Source organism: Streptomyces sp. SN-593, assembly GCF_016756395.1.
GTDB classification, from domain to species: Bacteria; Actinomycetota; Actinomycetes; order Streptomycetales; family Streptomycetaceae; genus Actinacidiphila; species Actinacidiphila reveromycinica.
Genome location: NZ_AP018365.1, coordinates 6,601,556 through 6,617,607 on the forward strand (window position 1 = coordinate 6,601,556; position 16,052 = coordinate 6,617,607).

A 16,052-nucleotide genomic window follows, 5' to 3' on the forward strand; every position below is an offset into this window, starting at 1 on the left:
CCAGGAGTGAGCCACATGACCGACCTTCACACCATCCGGGCGGGCGAGCAGGTCATCGCCGTCCGCAAGGACCTGCGGGTGCCGATGCGCGACGGCGTCGAACTCGCCGCGGACGCCTACCACGGCGTGGACGACACGCCCCGCCCGGCGCTGATCGCGGCGAGCGCCTACGGCAAGGAACTGCAGGCCCTGGCGCTGACCACACCTCCGCAACTGCGCCCCAGCCCGATGTGGGACGGCTGCATCGAGGCCGGCGACATCGCACGCGTCGTCCGCGAGGGGTACGTCCACGTGATCGGCGACATGCGCGGCACCGGCGACTCCGGCGGCACCATGATCGGCAACTACAACGCCGGCGGGGTCCCGCAGGGCCAGGACCTGTACGACCTGATCGAGTGGGTGGCCGCGCAGCCGTGGTGCGACGGCAACGTCGGCATGATCGGCATCTCCTACTTCGGCTCCATGCAGGTCCTCGCCGCCGCCGAGCGCCCCCCGCACCTGAAGGCGATCTTCGTCAGCGGCGGGCACTACGACTTCTACGAGACGACCTATCACGGCGGGATCATGTGGTTCATGCCGCGTGCCGCCCGGGAGGGGCGCGGCGGCGACTCCGGCATCGCCCACACCGACGTCAGGTCCCGCATGCGGCAGGTGCACGGCGCCGAGGAACTGGACCGGCTCGTGGCGGAGCGGCTGAAGGACCCCGACGTGGCCGCCTGGCCCAACCTCGTGCACGTGCTGAGGTACCCCGCCCACCGCGAGTTCTGGTTCGACATCGTGATGAACCCCCTCGACGGCGACTGGTACGAGGAGCGCAATCCCGTCAACCTCGCCCGCGCCATCGACATCCCGGTCTACCTGCAGATCGACCAGGGCAGGGGCTGGACGGTGGACGGCCACATCGAGCTGTTCGACGTGCTCAAGGGTCCCAAGAAGCTCGACATCGGCTCCTACCCGCCGATGCAGTCGCGGCCCTGGGTCGAGGAGCACGACGCGATGTTCCGCTGGTACGCGTACTGGCTCAAGGGCGTCGACAACGGGATCATGGACGAGCCGGCCGTGAGCGTGTTCGTGGAGGGCTCACGCGAGGTGGTGACCGCGGCGCAGTGGCCGCCGAAGGAGACCTCCCACCGGTCGCTCTACCTGCGCCCGCGCCGCAAGCTGTCCTTCGAGCCGGAGCACATGGGCGCCGAGCACGCCGCACCGGACGGCTTCTACCAGGCGCCGCTGACCGTGACCGACGAGGTGGAGGTGCTCGCGTGGCGCACCGCGCCGTTCGAGGAGCCCACCGAACTGATCGGCAGCGGCGCCGCGCACCTGTTCGCCGAGATCGACCAGGACGACACCAACTTCATCCTCCGCCTGTGGGACGAAGCGCCCGGCGGCGCGCGGCAGTTGGTGACGACCGGCTACCTCAAGGCGTCCCACCGGGAACTCGACGAGGAGCGCTCCACCGAGGGCAACCCGTACCACCCGCACACCCGGTCGGTGCCGGTGGAGCCGGGCAGCATCGAGGAGTACGTCCTGCGGCTGTACCCGTTCGCGGCCACCCTCCTGCCGGGGCACCGCCTGGTGGCGGAGTTGTCCAACGACGAACCGCTCGCCGACGCGCACAACGCCCTGCTGCCCCCGGACGCCTTCCACCTGCCGGTGGGCCGTCCGGTGACCCACAAGATCTACCGGGACGCCGCGCATCCCTCCCGGCTGGTGCTGCCGTTCACGACGACCGGCGGTGCTCGGTAGCAGGCTGGAGGCGTTTGGTAGCGGGCTGGAGGTGTTCGGTAGCGGGCCGGAGGCGTTCGCTCAGGGCCCGCTCAACTCGACGAGCTTCACGACGGTGTTCCAGTTGCGCGCGGTCGCGGTCAGGCCGAGCCAGCGGTCCGAGAAGCGGGCGGCCAGCTTGGAGTTGCGGATCGAGTCCGGGAAGTGGGCGTAGATCTCCCGCTCACCGGCCCGGAACTCGTCGGGGGCGTAGACGGCCGGGTCCAGGGTCGCCAGCTTGTCCCGGGGCGGGGGCCCGGACAGGAAGACGACCAGGAACCGTGAGCCGTTCACCCCCTCCATGGCGAACGGGTTCGCGTCGGCCACGCGCCGAAGGTCCGTCGCCGTCCGGACCAAGCACGTGACGGTGAGCCCCAGTTCGTCCCTGATGCGCTGCTCCAACTCCGCTGCCAGGTGCTCCGGTTCCTCCTCACCGTGGGTGAAGACGGCGTTGCCGCTCTGCAGGTGGGTGCGTACCGCGGTGCCGCCCATGTCGGTGAGCAGGCCGCGCAGTGTCTCCATGGGGACACGTGCGTGTCCCCCGACGTTGATGCCGCGCAGGAGCGCGACGTAGCGGGTGGCGGACGGGTCGGCGGTGTCCGTGGTGTCTGCGGTGGCCGCGGTGGCCGCGAGGTCCGCGGCGGTCGCGCGGTCCGCGGACTTCGGTGGACGCGGCTTGCTGGGTTTCGTCACCTCCGTAAAGGTAGTGAGCGGTCTGCGCTGTGGCCCACCCGCGACGCGCGGGGCGCGGGGGCCGGGGAGGGCGGGTCCGACGGTGCGGACGTGCGGATGCGCGGGCAGAGGAGTGCGGCGCGTGTGGGGGTGCGGATCGGGCCGGCGGTGATTCGGGCGCCGCCTGATCCGTTCCGCTGTAGGTCTGTTTCTGTACGTCCGTTTCTCCCGAATCAATGCGGATCATGCCGGATGTCCCTCTTTCGAGGGACGAAACGCACGCTGGAACGATTCGGCGCGGACCGCGGTCGTTAGCTTCGCCGCCATGAGCAGCAGCCCGCAGCGTCCGATCATCACCGAACTCCGGCTGTCGGCCTTCAAATCGCATCGTGGCGCCACTTTCCCGCTCGACCCGATCACGCTCCTCACCGGGACGAGCGGGACGGGCAAGTCGAGTGTCCTCGAAGGTCTGGCCGTCCTCGGACGGCTCGCCTCGGGAGCCGATCTGCAAGAGGTGTTCGAGGTGTCGCGCAGCGGAAGGTCCTTCGTGCGCGGAGGAGCGGCGGCCTGCGTACCGCAGGGTGCGAGCCCCGACGCGCAGGGGCGGCGCGGCTTCCGTGTCGGCTGCACCGCCGGGGGAACGCTCGGACCGGTCCGGCTCGACCTGGCCGTCCAGGTCGAGCCGACCCTGCGGATCGTCGGCGAGCGGCTCACCGGCCTGGGCGAGACGCTTCTGACCACGGCGCTGCGCGACCCGGCGCGGTCCTCCGTGCAGGCCGCCTGGCACACCGGGGACTCCGTGTGGGTCACCCGCGCACCCCTTCCCGACGACCGGCTCGCCACGTCGCTGCTGCCGCTGCGGGTCTCCGGCAGCACCGAGGGCCAGCGGCTGGTACTGGCCGCGGCCGAGCAACTCGTGGTCGCGCTGCGCGGGGTCTTCCCGGTCGCGCCGCGGCCCGAGTTGATGCGCGGCCCCGTCCGGGTCGGTGACGGGAGGCTGCGCGGTTCGTGCGACAACCTGTCCGCGGTGCTGGCCAGGACCGAGCACGAGTGCAGCATCCGGCACGGGATGCTGGTGGGTGCCGTGCGCGACGTGTGCAGCGGGCCGGTGCGCGGGCTGACCGCGCTGCCCGCGCTCATCGCCGGTGACGGGAGTGAGCCGCTGGTCGAGGCGGTGATCGCCGCGGTCGACCGCGGCGGCCTCGGCACCGTCCCGGTCGATCGGCTCGGCGACGGCGAACTGCGCTTCCTGGCCCTGGCGTTGGTGCTGCTGACCGGGCCCGGTGTGCTGGACGTCGACACGAGCACCGAGCACCTGCCGGCCGGCCAGGTGCTGACGGTGGTGGCCGACGGGCTCGACGTCGGTGTCGACCGGCGGCAGGCCCGGGAACTGCTCCGGCTGGCGGGGCTCGCGTCCGCCCGCGGCCACATCCGGCTGCTGTGCACCGTGCAGGACTCCTCGTTGCTGGAGGAGGCCGAGGGGGCGGAGGGCGCCCTGCTCATGGCGCTCGGGCCGGGGGCGGAGCTGGTGCGGACGACGAAGAAGGGGGCGTCGGGGGAGGGAGCCGGCGGCGCCGAGGACGACACGGGAGCCGGGGCGGGCGCGGACGCCGGAGAGGGGGCGGACACCGGAGAGGGGGCGAGCCCCGCCGGGGTGGGCGCGGGTGGTGGGCGGGTGGCGGAGAGGGAGCCCGGGGGCCCGATGGACGTCGGGGGAGCCGTGCGCGTGGAGACGGTCGGGTCCGCCGAAGGGGCGGTCGGCCTGGGAGCGGAGGAGGCGGGCGCCGGCCCGGGAACGGTGGCAGGGGCTCCGTCCGAACGCGGGGCGGGGGGTCGGGAGGCCGCCGGGGGCGACGAGTCCGTGAACGGTGAAGGGGGCGGGGCGAAGGGCGAGGACCCGAGCGCGGCCGGGCCGGTGGACCCCGCGAGGGCGGCGGACCGTGAGGGGCCGGGTGGGACCGAGCCGGGTGCCGCCGTACGCTTCCGGCCCGCGACGGCCGGCCCGCGGCCCCCGCGGACCGGGGGAGCGCGGCCCGTGGCCGCCGGCGAGGCGCGGGTGCCCGCCCAGTCCGGTCCGCACCGCCGGGCCTCGCCGGGTGCCCGCGGCGCGGCGCCGGCGGCCGTCTCCCCGTACGGCGAGCCGCCGTTCGACCGGGCGGGGCACGAGGACTTCGGGTACGCAGCCGGCTTCGAGTACGACGGGTCCGCGTACGGTGGCCTCGCGTGGGAGGGGCCGGACGAGCGGGGCTTCGAGCCCGCCGACTACGTCCCGACCGAAACCGTCGACGACGTGCCCGGCCACGCGGAACCGGCATGGCTCGACTCGGTGTTCGCGCCCGCAACTGCGGGGCCCCTTCCCGCGGCCCTCGACGTCGATGTGGATGTCGATGTCGACCTCGATGACGACGGGGACGGCGACGACGGGGACGGCGGAGGTGGTGGTGGCGACGGCGGGGACGGGAGCAGGGGGTGACGGGGGCGGAGGCGGCGAGGATTTGGTAGACCGGTCCGCGTGACCGACCGACATGATCTCGCCGAACTGCAGCAGCGCCTGGTGGACTTCGCGGCCCGGCGCCGCTGGGAGCCTTTTCACACGCCCAAGAACCTCGCCGCCGCGCTGAGCGTCGAAGCCTCCGAACTGCTGGAGATCTTCCAGTGGTTGACCCCCGAGCAGTCGGCGGCGGTGATGGACGGAGGCGGTGACGGCGAGGCGGCGGGCCGGGTGCTGGACGAGGTCGCGGACGTCCTGGCGTACCTGCTCCAGTTCTGCGCGGTGCTGGACATCGACGTCCTTGCCGCGCTCTCCGCCAAGATCGACCGCAACGAGCTGCGGTTTCCCGTGCCGGAGCCCGAACCGGAGCCGGAGCCGGAGCCGTAAGAGGACGGGTCGGAGCCGAAACCGCCTGTGCACGACATTGCGGAGTGCCGCGATCCCTCGAACGGGTGACCGACTTATCCACAGCCCGGGGCTCGTCCACACATTCGACATCCCCCTCTTTTCTGACCCTTGCGCTGTGTCACTCTGAGTGACATGAGGCGGCGGCGCCGAGCCGACGCGCGAACGCGAGGGAAGGGAAAGAGGACATGGACGCTGCACGACTCGTGGCCGAGGCGGAGCGGACGATGAGCCGCGATCCGCAACCGGCGGACGTCATCGCCGAAGCCTGGCAGGCGTACGAGCTGACGGACGCGATCGGCCGGCTGCTCGCGGAGACGCGGGAGGACGGGGTCGACGGCGGCCCGGGCACCGTCCGCCCGGGGGAGCGCGCGACGACCCGCGATCCTGGGCTCACGGTGTCGCGGGCCGGGCCCGTGCCGGTCGTGTCGGCGACACGGGTCGGCCCGCCCAGGGCGGCGCGGTTGAGCACGGTCCGCGAACCGGACGGCACACTGCGGGCGCTGCGCACCCTCCTCGGCGGGATCGGGCTCGCCCTGGTCACGCTGATCTCCTCCGCCTGCGACGAGGAGACCTACTGGGAGTGCGTCGAGGCGCTGGACGCGGTGGACGAGGCGAAGGACCGGGTGCACATGCTCGCGCACACGAATTCGGGGTGACGCGACCGGCCGCGGATCTGATGCAGGATGGAGGAATGGATCTACGAATCTTCACCGAGCCCCAGCAGGGGGCGAGCTACGACACGCTGCTGGCCGTCGCCAAGGCCACCGAGGAGCTGGGCTTCGACGCGTTCTTCCGGTCCGACCACTACCTGACCATGGGCGGGGACGGGCTGCCGGGACCCACGGACGCGTGGATCACCCTGGCGGGCCTCGCGCGGGAGACCCGCCGGATCAAGCTCGGCACGTTGATGACCGCGGGCACCTTCCGGCTGCCGGGGGTCCTGGCCATCCAGGTGGCGCAGGTGGACCAGATGTCGGGCGGCCGCGTCGAGTTCGGGCTCGGCGCGGGCTGGTACGAGGCGGAGCACACTGCGTACGGAATCCCCTTCCCGAAGGAGAAGTTCGGTCGGCTGGAGGAGCAGTTGGCCGTCATCACCGGACTGTGGGGGACGCCGGCGGGGCAGACCTTCGACTTCGACGGCAAGTTCTACCAGCTCAAGGACTCGCCGGCGCTGGCCAAGCCCGCGCAGTCCTCGCTCCCGGTGATCATCGGCGGTATGGGAGCCAAGCGCACCCCTGAGCTGACGGCGCGCTACGCGGCGGAGTTCAACGTGCCGTTCGCCTCGATCGAGGACAGCGGGCAGCAGTTCGAGCGGGTGCGGGAGGCGTTGCGGTCGGCCGGTCGGGCGGCGGACGACATCGTCCTGTCCAACGCGCTGGTCGTCGCGGTCGGCAAGGACGACGCCGAGGTCGGCAGGCGTGCGGCGGCGATCGGCCGGGAGGTCGACGAGCTGAAGGCGAACGGGCTCGCCGGTTCGCCCGCCGAGGTCGTCGACAAGATCGGGCGGTACGCCGAGCTGGGCGCCACCCGGTTCTACCTCCAGGTCCTCGACCTGGAGGACCTGGACCACCTGGAGCTGATCTCCTCGCAGGTCCAGTCCCAGCTCGGGTGACGGCGCGGTGACACCGCCCGTGCCCGCGGCGGAGCCCGGCCCCGCCCGCGGGCCGGGCGGACCGCCCGCCGAGGAGGAGCCCGTCGCCCGGACGACGGGGGAAGCACCACCGGACCGAGCGGAAGGAGGCGAGGCGATCGGAGGGAAGCGGGGCGTGCCGCTGGTGCCGGACGACGGAGCGCTGGTGCTCGACGGCGGGTTGTCCAACCAACTCGTGGACCAGGGCTGCGACGTGACGGACCCGCTGTGGACGGCCCGGCTGCTGGCGGAGGAACCCGGGCAGATCCTCGCGGCCCACACGGCGTACCTGGAGGCGGGCGCCCAGGTGCTCACCACGGCCAGCTACCAGGCGACGTTCGAGGGGTTCGCCCGGCGCGGCTTCGGCCGGGCGGAGACGGCGCGGCTGCTGGGAAGCAGCGTCCGGTTGGCCCGCAGGGCGGCGGCAGGCAGCCCCGGGGTGCGGGTGGCGGCGTCGGTCGGGCCGTACGGAGCGATGCTGGCGGACGGGAGCGAGTACCGGGGGCGGTACGGGCTCGGTGTACGGGAGCTGGAGCGGTTCCACCGCCCGCGGATCGAGGTGCTGGCGGCCGCACAGCCGGATGTCCTCGCGCTGGAGACGGTGCCGGACGTGGACGAGGCGGAGGCGATGCTGAAGGCGGCCGAGGGCACCGGGGTGCCGCTGTGGCTGTCGTACACGGTCGAGGGCGGGCGGACTCGGGCCGGGCAGCGGTTGGAGGACGCGTTCGCCCTGGTGGCCGACCGGGACGAGGTGGTCGCGGTGGGCGTCAACTGCTGCGCTCCGGGCGAGGTGGACGACGCGGTGCGGCTGGCCGCCGGGATCACGCGCAAACCGGTGGTGGCCTACCCCAACAGCGGGGAGCGGTGGGACGCCGAGGGGCGGCGCTGGGCGGGCGGCGCGCAGTTCGACCCCGCGCTGGTCACCGGGTGGTGCCGGGCGGGCGCGCGGCTGGTGGGCGGCTGCTGCCGGGTCGGCCCGACCGGGATCGCCGGTATCGCGGCGGTGTTGCGGGGCGGCGGCTGAGCGGTTCGGCGGCCGGCGGCTCGGGCGGAGGGGGCCGTCGGGCGGCCGGACCGGGGCATAAACCGGTGTCGGCCGGGCGCCCCGGTGCCGATACTCGGGTACGTGTTCATGACGATCACTGCCACCGGCAGCACCGAAGTTCCGGCCACCGACCTGGGGTTCCTGCTCCACAAGCACCCGGACAGGGCGCAGGCGTTCTCGACCGCCTACGGCCAGGCGCACGTGTTCTACCCCGAGGCCACCGCCGAGTCGACCACCGCGGCGCTGCTGCTGGAGGTGGACGCGCCGGCGCTGGTGCGGCGGGGCAAGGGGCGGGGGCGTGGCGGTGCGCCCGATGCCGCGCTCGCGCAGTATGTGAACGACCGGCCGTACGCCGCGTCGTCGCTGCTGGCGGTGGCGTTGCGGACGGTGTTCTCCAGCGCGCTGCGCGGGGAGTGCCGGACCCACCCGGAGCGGGCGGCGGCGCCGATGCCGCTGCGGCTGGAGGTGCCGGTGCTGCCCGCGCGGGGCGGGCCGGAGCTGGTGGCGAAGCTGTTCGAGCCGCTGGGATGGCGGGTGGCCACGGAGCCCATCGCGCTCGACCCGCGGTTCCCGGAGTGGGGCGCGTCGCGGTACGTGGCACTGACGTTGGAAGGGGAGGTGCGGCTGGCCGAGGCGTTGCGGCACCTGTACGTGCTGCTGCCGGTGCTGGACGACGCCAAGCACTACTGGGTGTCGGCCGACGAGGTGGAGAAGCTGCTGAGGTTCGGCGAGGGGTGGCTGCCGCGGCACCCGGAGCAGAAGCTGATCACCAGCCGCTACCTGTCCCGGCGTTGGTCGCTGACCCGGCAGGCGATGGAGCGGCTGGAGCTGGTCCGGCTGGCCGACGCCGACGACATCGAGGTGGAGGAGATCGACAACGCGGTGGAGCCGGAGGGCCCCGAGGAGGTGGCGGAGCGGCCGGCGCCGCTCGCGGTGCGGCGCAGGGAGGCGATCCTCGGCGAGCTGCGCGCGGCCGGCGCGGCGCGGGTGCTGGACCTGGGCTGCGGGCAGGGCCAGTTGGTGGCGGCGATGCTGAAGGAGACGCGGTTCACCGAGGTAGTCGGCATGGACGTGTCGGCGCGGGCGCTGGACATCGCGGCGCGCCGGTTGCGGCTGGACCGGATGGGGGAGCGGCAGGCGGGACGGATCGCGTTGCTCCAGGGCTCGTTGGCGTACACCGACGCGCGGCTGAAGGGCTATGACGCCGCGGTGCTCAGCGAGGTGGTCGAGCACCTGGACCCGCCCCGGCTGCCAGCGCTGGGGTACGCCGTGTTCGGGGCCGCGCGCCCGGGGACGGTGGTCGTGACGACGCCGAACGCCGAGTACAACGTGCGTTGGGAGTCGCTGCCGGCCGGGCACGTGCGGCACGCGGACCACCGATTCGAGTGGACCCGGGAGCAGTTCGGCCTCTGGGCGGCCGAGGTGGCCGCGCGGTACGGCTACCAGGTGCGGTTCGTGCCGGTCGGCCCCGACGACCCCGAGGTGGGCCCGCCCACGCAGATGGCCGTCTTCGCCCGCACCGCCGACGGTACGGCCACGCGTGACACGGAAGCGCGTACGGCTGAGGACGAGAAGGACCGGAGCGGCGAGAGAGCAGAGAAGGAGGCCGTCGCATGACCGAGCACCGTAGGGATCTGGACCTGGACACGGGCGCGGCCACGGGCACGAGCGCGGAACCGGGCACCGACCCGGCCACGGCGGAGCCGCAGGGCGCGCGGGCCACGGGGCCGGCACGCGAGTTGGCCGTCACCGACCTCTCGCTGGTCGTGCTGATCGGGGCGACCGGTTCGGGCAAGTCCACGTTCGCCGCACGGCACTTCCAGCCGACCGAGGTGATCTCCTCGGACTTCTGCCGCGGCCTGGTCGCCGACGACGAGAACGACCAGAGCGCGACGCGCGACGCGTTCGACGTGCTGCACTACATCGCGGGCAAGCGGCTCGCCGCCGGGCGGCGGACCGTCGTCGACTCCACTTCCCTGATGATTTTGTGAGTTCAAGCCGTCAGGGAGGCGTTGGTTGACTGAGTGGCAAGTGGTGTGGGTACCGGATCCGGACCGATGGGGGGCCCTGCCAGTTGAGGGCTTCCTCGGGGTCCGGGACCTGCCGGCGGAGGTGGCCCGGATCGGACTACGGCCTGGCGATCCGGTGTTCGTCTCGCCGGACGGCACGGTGGACCCCGACCTTCTGGACTTCGTTCGCTCCGGCCAGTTCCGCAGCCAGGAGCGGGAGACGAAGCGGAACTACGGGACGGACATCCGTTTGCTCCTGACGTTTCTGTCGGCACGCGGGGTGCCCTGGCGCAGGGCGAGCCGGCAGGATCTCGTGGACTACCGGGACTGGCGGTGCCGAGCGGTCGGTAACCCGCAGCGTATCGGTGGGACGAAGTGGAACCGGGAGGCGGCCGCGTTCACCAAGTTGTTCCGGTGGGCGAAGGTCGAACCGCTGCCGGTGGACGTAGGCAGGAGCGAAGACCGGGCAGCGGACTCGGTGAGCTCCAATGTGCTGTGGCTGACGCCGCGGACCTGGGGCTTGTGGTCGGACATCGGCCTTCGCGGCCACACCCTTGCCGCGGTGCCGGCAGCCGGGTGGGAGTCGAGGACGGAGCTGCGCAACACGGGCTTCGTGCAGCTGCTGCTCGGCTCCGGGCTGCGCCGTCAGGAGGGCGGGTCGCTTCTCACCTTCGAGGTGCCCACCCAGCGGCTGCGCCATGGCCGGTACTGCCACGGGCAGGTCGCTGCCGCGTTGACGAGGGCGAAGGCTGGACGGGTCTTTTACGCCGCGGTGGACGCGGTCGGGCAGGTGGAGGCGTACATCGCCTCGGAGCGCGCATGGGTGATTCGGCGGGCCCAGGAGGCGGGGCGCTACGAGCGGCTGGCGGGGCTGCGCTTGGTCACCGCGGTGACCACGGCCCGCAGGCCGGTGGTGCACTGGGTGGACCGGAGCGGGGTGTCGGGCCGGCAGGAGCTGGGCCGGCTGGGTTGGCGGGAGCGGCAGTTGCTGTTCCTCGACGGCCCTGAGGGTCCGGAGCCGGCCTGGTTGTGGCTGACGGAGCAGGGCTTGCCGATGGCGCCGGACCGCTGGAACGGCGTCTTCACGGCGGCGAACCGGCGCTGTGAGCAGGTCCTGCTCACCGCCCGGGAACGGGAGATGCGGCGGGAGTTCCGCCTGGCGGAGGTCCGCGGCCGCAGCCCGTACGCGACACCGCACGCCGCTCGTCACTCCTACGCGCTCTACATGCTGGTCGTGCTGAACACGCTGGTGGAGGCGCGGTTCGGGCTGACGAAGGCGGACCGGCGGGACTTCGCGCTGCTGTTCGGTGATCCGTGGTGGCTGGTGAAGACCCTGCTGGGTCACGCGGACGTGGAGACCACGAAGCGGCACTACCTCGCTCCCGTCGCGCACCTGGAGCTGGAGTCGATCCTGGCGGCAGCAGGTTCGGACGACGAGCGGGATCGCCCGGTGGAGGACCTGGCCGAGGTCCTCGCCAGGCTTGCGCGGGAGTCGCAGGGCATCCAGGACGTGGACGTCCTGCTGGCCGGGCGGGTGGGCGCGTGAGCGGGCGGGGGCGCAAGGCGTCGCAGCCGCCGGGCGGGCACCGCGTCGCGCCGGCGCTGGCCCCGGACCAGCTGGTGGTGACGATCGCTTACGCCGAGGGCACCCGAAGGCGGTTTGACTTCGCCGAGCTGCCGGTACCGGCGCCGATGCAGCACTCCCTGGCCCGGCTGTTTGCCGCCCGGTCGGCCAGGTGGAACAGCCACGAGACCGCACAGTCCTACTGGACGGCTCTGAACGCGTTCGCGCGTTTCATCGCGGAGCAGCCCGAAGCCGTGGAGGACCTGGACGGGCTCACGGCCGCGATCCTCAAGCGGTGGCGGATGAGGAACATCGCCACCAACGGCGGTATCAGCCTGATGCGCCACATCCGGCCGTTGCTCAAGCTGGACGACCGCCTGGCTGGCGGGCCGGCCGCCGAAGAGCTGGTTAGGCGCCTGCCCACCGCCCGGTCGACGCGGCGCTCCTACGCCGGTGACGAGCAGCAGCGGGTGCTGCTGGCCGCGCAGCGGCAGTTCCGCGGCGCTCTGCTGCGCGTGCGGGAGAACGCCGCTCTGCTGGCCGCTTGGCAGGCCGGCGACCTGGTGGAAGGCGGCAGGGACTGGCGGGTCGCGACGGCCCTGGACGAGCTCGCCCGCACCGGCTACCTCCCCACTGGCCGCGCGGGAGTGGTGCGCGGCAAAAGGCTGTTGGGAGGCACGAACTGGGAGAACACCTGGGGCCGGCTGTACCTGGACCGCTCCGAGCTCACCGCGCTCGCCGTGCTGCTGACGCACCGGTTCGGCTGGAACCTGTCCGTCTACCACCGCCTGCCGGCCCCGGCGGCGGCACCGTCGGCCGGGGCGGGCAAGGCGCCCACCTACCGCATCCAGGTGGAGAAGCGGCGCAAAGGCGGCGGCCGGTGGTTTTCTACGGAGAACGTCACCGACATCGGACCGGGCTCGCCCGGCCGACTGGTCACCGAGGCGCTGGAGGCCACCGCCTTCGCGCGCTGGCTGGCCGCCGCCCTCGTCCCGGGCACGGACCGGTTGATGGTGGCCCGCAGCCACTACCCCAGCCGGATGTACTCCGATCCGGGACGCCCAGCCCGGATCGGCCCGCTCGTGGTCGGCATCGCCGACGGCGACACGCAGTGGTGGGCGAAGACCCACGGCCTGAGCGGGGCGCTGTTCCAGCGCAGCCGCCGCACCACCGTGATCCGCGAAGGCCGGCCGCTCCAGCACGCACCGGGCACCCACGAGAGCATCTACGTGCTGCCCGATGAGCACGTCCAGCACGCCTCCCGCGACGTCTTCGCCGACGGAGCCCACGAGGCGCTCGCTCAGGCGAAGGCGGTGTTCGGCGGCCGGCTCGCAGAGAGGCCCCAGCCCGGTCACACAGCCACCGCCACCGCGGACTGCGGGGACGAGGCGTCCAGTCCGTGGCCGGACGGCGAGGGCGGCTGCGGGGCGGACTTCCTGATGTGCCTGGGCTGTCCGAACGCCCATGTCCACCCGGGCCACCACGCCCGCCTGTCCCTCCTGCACCGGGAACTGCGAAGCCTGCGCTCCGTGCTTCCCGCGGACGCCTGGCAGGAACGCTGGAGCGAGTCCGGCAAGCGGCTGGACGACCTGCGGGACAAGGTCGGCGCCGCGGGGTGGGATGCGGCCAGCGGCCGGGCCGACACTGACGACCGCACCCTGGTGCACCTGCTGCTGAAAGGAACGATCTGACCGTGACCGCCACCCGGGTCGGCGCCGGAGCCGACCCCTACGTGCTGCCCATGCCCCGTCCCGACAGCCCCGTGGTGCTCGCCAAGTGGATCAGTCCCGGCAACACCCACCCGAATTCCCGCTACCAGGACCCCGTCTGGGCACTGGCCCCGCTCATCGACAATCCCGCTTCCCAGCTGTGCCGGATCTTCTGGAGGAACTGTCCGGCGCCGCTGCGGGGCCAGCTGAAGCTGATCACCTGGACGATGATCAACGGCCAGCTCAAGCCCACCTACCTCCACGGCCGCGGAGCCCAGGCCCGTGCCCGCACGTCGGGCGGCGACATGTACGCCACCTGCAACGAGTGGATGCAGCTCGCCCGCTGGCTGCACCGCAACGGTGTCACCGACCTCGGCGCCTGCACCACCGAACGGTGGCGCTCCTTCCTCGGCGAACGCCTGGCTGGCGTCGCGCGCACCACCGCGGCGATCGTCTGCGGCCGCCTCACCGACCTGTGGGCCTTCGGCCGGCTCAGCGCGGCACCCACCGGCATCGCCCAGCCGCCCTGGGAGACCGAAAGCGTGGACGACTTCCTCCCGGCCGCCGACGGCAGCCACGCTGAGAACACCACCGAGCCCCTGGACCCACAGGTCCTCGGCCCGCTGCTGACCTGGGCGATCCGCTTCGTCGACGACTTCGCCGACGACATCCTCACGGCCTGGGCCGAACGCAACCGCCTGACCGGCCTCGCCGCGGCCGGCAAGGCCACGACGACGACCTGGGCGGCCCTGGAGGACCTGCTGCTGCCGATGCTCCGGGACGGGAAAGCCCTGCCCGCCAGCACGGGCAAGCACAAGGCGTCGCTGTCCCGCCAGTACGTCGCCGCCCTGACCGGCGCCAGCGTCGGCCAGATCCACCGGTTCGCCCTCAAACACGACCTGGCCACCGTCGTCCAGCAGCACCCCGGCCCCTGCCCGCTCGACGCGCCGGTCCGCGGCCGCCTCGATGGCAGGCCCTGGCGCGAGCACATGGACTTCCACGAGACCCCGGAGTTGATGCGCCACCTCGTCACCGCCGCCGCGGTGACCTGCCTCTACCTGACCGGCATGCGACCCCAGGAGGTCCAGAACCTGCGCTCCGGCTGCTGCCCCGACCCGCGGCCCACCACCGACGGCGCACCAGGGCGCCACCTGATCCGCAGCCACCACTTCAAGAACGTCACCGACAGCGACGGCAACCACGTCTCCGCCGGCGAAGTCCGCGCCGTCCCCTGGGTCGCGATCACCCCAGTCGTCCACGCCATCCGGGTCCTGGAGAGGATCGTGCCCGAGGCCGAGCTCCTCCTCGGCTCCGCCCACCACTTCACCCAGGACGGTGCCGGCTCGCTGAGGGCTGGCACCCTGAACCTCCGCATCAAGGACTTCGTGACCTGGATCAACCGCGAGGCCGCCGCCAAGAACCTGACCGGCCAGGCAGTGCCCGACGACCCGCACGGCCCCATCAACACCAACCGCTTCCGCCGCACCCTGGCCTGGCACATCGCCCGCCGCCCCGGCGGCCTGGTCGCCCTCGCCATCCAGTACGGCCACATGCGCACCGTCCTGGACGCCCGCACCTCCAGCCGCTACGGCACCCGCAGCCGCGGCGGCATCCACACCGTCCTCGACGTCGAGACCGCCCTCACCGCCGCCGACACCGCCGCACGCCTGCGCGATCAACTCGCCGCCGGCGAACGCATCTCCGGCCCCGCCACCCAGCGCGCCCTCACCGCCGCCGCCCACGTCCCCCGCTTCGAAGGCCGCATCGTGCCGCGCACCTTCGTCCCCAAGGCCCGCGCCTACCTCGCCCGCGACGGCATCGTCCTGTTCGACAACTCCGACGCCCTGCTGATCTGTGCGTTTAAACGCGACACCGCCCTGTGCGAACCCGGCCCCGGCGCCAACGCGCCCCGCCAGTACGACTGCCGCCCCGGCTGTCCCAACACCGTCCGCACCGACACCCACGCCCAACTCCTGCGGCAGCGCGCCGAGGAACTCGACCACCTCGCCGACCGCCTGCCACCACCGGTCGCCCGCCGCCTGCGGACCAACGCCGACCGGCTCCGCACCACCGCCGACACCCACGACTCCACCGCCCGAACCGCCGAGGCCCTGCGATGAACCCGAACCACCAGGACGAGCGCACCCGCATCCGCCAGGCCATCGACCGGCTCCTTACAGGCCAGGCCACCACGTCCAACGGCAGCCTCACTGCCGCCGCCCTCGCCATCGAAGCCGGCGTCCACCGCATGGCCCTCATGAAACGGCACTCGGACCTGAAGAACCTCTTCTACGAACGGGTCCGGAACGAGACCCTCCAGATCCCTGAATCGGAGAGAGAGCTGCGGGAGACCGTCACCCGCCAGCGGCAAACGATCAAAGGTCAGCAGGCCCAGATCGAAGAACTCCGTCAAAGGGTCACCCAGCTGACCCTCGCCGCCGCTGTTCTCACCCAAAGGCAGGACACGCCACCGGACCCGCGGCCGGTCCCTGACAACGTCATCCTTCTTCGGCCCGTCACCTGACCCCAGCTGTCCGGCCCCGGCGAACCCGGGCCGGACAGCTACGCAGAGGGGTTCCTCGCCCAACATCCTTCCGGCCTGCCGCCCCTTCTCGCCCTGCACGACTTCGATGACGGGGTCGGCGTGGGGTGCGTGTCCCCGCTCCACGCCACTACTGGACGGCTTCAGGCGCAGCCACGGGTCGGCACATTCGGATGAACTTCCCGGATGGCGGGCTTTTCGGCGCCGCGCCAGGCGGGGGT

Annotated in this window: 12 protein-coding genes and 1 pseudogene; 12 read left to right on the top strand and 1 reads right to left on the bottom strand. The window is 72.6% G+C overall.

The annotated features are described in order from the left end of the window. The first annotated feature begins 15 nt into the window (after nt 1-15). Nucleotides 16-1,743, top strand: coding sequence for a CocE/NonD family hydrolase (locus RVR_RS28305; RefSeq protein WP_202236749.1), 1,728 nt, complete (start codon nt 16-18; stop codon nt 1,741-1,743). A 60-nt stretch (nt 1,744-1,803) separates the two neighbouring features. On the opposite strand, the gene RVR_RS28310 is transcribed toward RVR_RS28305, so the two are convergent. Continuing rightward, entirely contained in the window at nt 1,804-2,454 is a 651-nt protein-coding gene (locus RVR_RS28310) for a DUF1697 domain-containing protein (protein ID WP_202236750.1), read from the bottom strand. A 304-nt stretch (nt 2,455-2,758) separates the two neighbouring features. Between RVR_RS28310 and RVR_RS38970 the strand changes: the two genes are divergently transcribed. The 11 genes and pseudogenes from RVR_RS38970 (at nt 2,759) to RVR_RS28365 (ending at nt 15,813) form a co-directional block, all read left to right on the top strand. Next, on the top strand, nt 2,759-4,906 hold the full coding sequence (locus RVR_RS38970) for a hypothetical protein (protein ID WP_202236751.1): 2,148 nt from the start codon (nt 2,759-2,761) through the stop codon (nt 4,904-4,906). 39 nt (nt 4,907-4,945) lie between these two features. After that, on the top strand, nt 4,946-5,311 hold the full coding sequence (locus tag RVR_RS28320; protein WP_202236752.1) for a nucleotide pyrophosphohydrolase: 366 nt from the start codon (nt 4,946-4,948) through the stop codon (nt 5,309-5,311). Between the two features lie 206 nt (nt 5,312-5,517). Next, nucleotides 5,518-5,988: a DUF6099 family protein gene (locus RVR_RS28325; protein ID WP_202236753.1), complete on the top strand. Its 471-nt coding sequence runs from the start codon at nt 5,518-5,520 to the stop codon at nt 5,986-5,988. A gap of 35 nt (nt 5,989-6,023) precedes the next feature. Next, the gene (locus RVR_RS28330; RefSeq protein WP_202236754.1) at nt 6,024-6,944 is read left to right on the top strand and encodes an LLM class F420-dependent oxidoreductase; all 921 of its coding nucleotides are present in this window, start codon (nt 6,024-6,026) and stop codon (nt 6,942-6,944) included. A gap of 154 nt (nt 6,945-7,098) precedes the next feature. After that, nucleotides 7,099-7,986, top strand: coding sequence for a homocysteine S-methyltransferase (mmuM, locus tag RVR_RS28335; RefSeq protein ID WP_237405011.1), 888 nt, complete (start codon nt 7,099-7,101; stop codon nt 7,984-7,986). Nucleotides 7,987-8,088: 102 nt separating this feature from the next. Continuing rightward, complete coding sequence (locus tag RVR_RS28340) at nt 8,089-9,624, top strand: 3' terminal RNA ribose 2'-O-methyltransferase Hen1 (protein ID WP_202236755.1); 1,536 nt, start codon at nt 8,089-8,091, stop codon at nt 9,622-9,624. Continuing rightward, nucleotides 9,621-9,986: pseudogene (locus RVR_RS28345) on the top strand (AAA family ATPase); the annotation flags it as partial. The gene RVR_RS28340 and the pseudogene RVR_RS28345, both read left to right, overlap by 4 nt. Before the next feature lie 37 nt (nt 9,987-10,023). Beyond that, a complete protein-coding gene (locus RVR_RS28350) occupies nt 10,024-11,562 on the top strand; it encodes a site-specific integrase (protein WP_202236756.1) in 1,539 nt (512 codons plus the stop codon). Then, entirely contained in the window at nt 11,559-13,271 is a 1,713-nt protein-coding gene (locus tag RVR_RS28355) for a hypothetical protein (RefSeq protein ID WP_202236757.1), read from the top strand. The genes RVR_RS28350 and RVR_RS28355 overlap by 4 nt, the downstream gene beginning before the upstream one ends. Before the next feature lie 2 nt (nt 13,272-13,273). After that, entirely contained in the window at nt 13,274-15,409 is a 2,136-nt protein-coding gene (locus RVR_RS37980; RefSeq protein WP_346731483.1) for an integrase, read from the top strand. Continuing rightward, nucleotides 15,406-15,813, top strand: a complete 408-nt coding sequence (locus RVR_RS28365; RefSeq protein ID WP_202236758.1) for a hypothetical protein — start codon at nt 15,406-15,408, stop codon at nt 15,811-15,813. Before RVR_RS37980 ends, RVR_RS28365 begins: the two co-directional genes overlap by 4 nt. The last annotated feature ends 239 nt before the right edge of the window (nt 15,814-16,052 follow it).

Coding starts and splice junctions, on each gene's coding strand:
- RVR_RS28305 (WP_202236749.1), top strand. CDS start 16: ATGACCGACCTTCACACCATCCGGGCGGGCGAGCAGGTCATCGCCGTC.
- RVR_RS38970 (WP_202236751.1), top strand. CDS start 2,759: ATGAGCAGCAGCCCGCAGCGTCCGATCATCACCGAACTCCGGCTGTCG.
- RVR_RS28325 (WP_202236753.1), top strand. CDS start 5,518: ATGGACGCTGCACGACTCGTGGCCGAGGCGGAGCGGACGATGAGCCGC.
- RVR_RS28330 (WP_202236754.1), top strand. CDS start 6,024: ATGGATCTACGAATCTTCACCGAGCCCCAGCAGGGGGCGAGCTACGAC.
- RVR_RS28365 (WP_202236758.1), top strand. CDS start 15,406: ATGAACCCGAACCACCAGGACGAGCGCACCCGCATCCGCCAGGCCATC.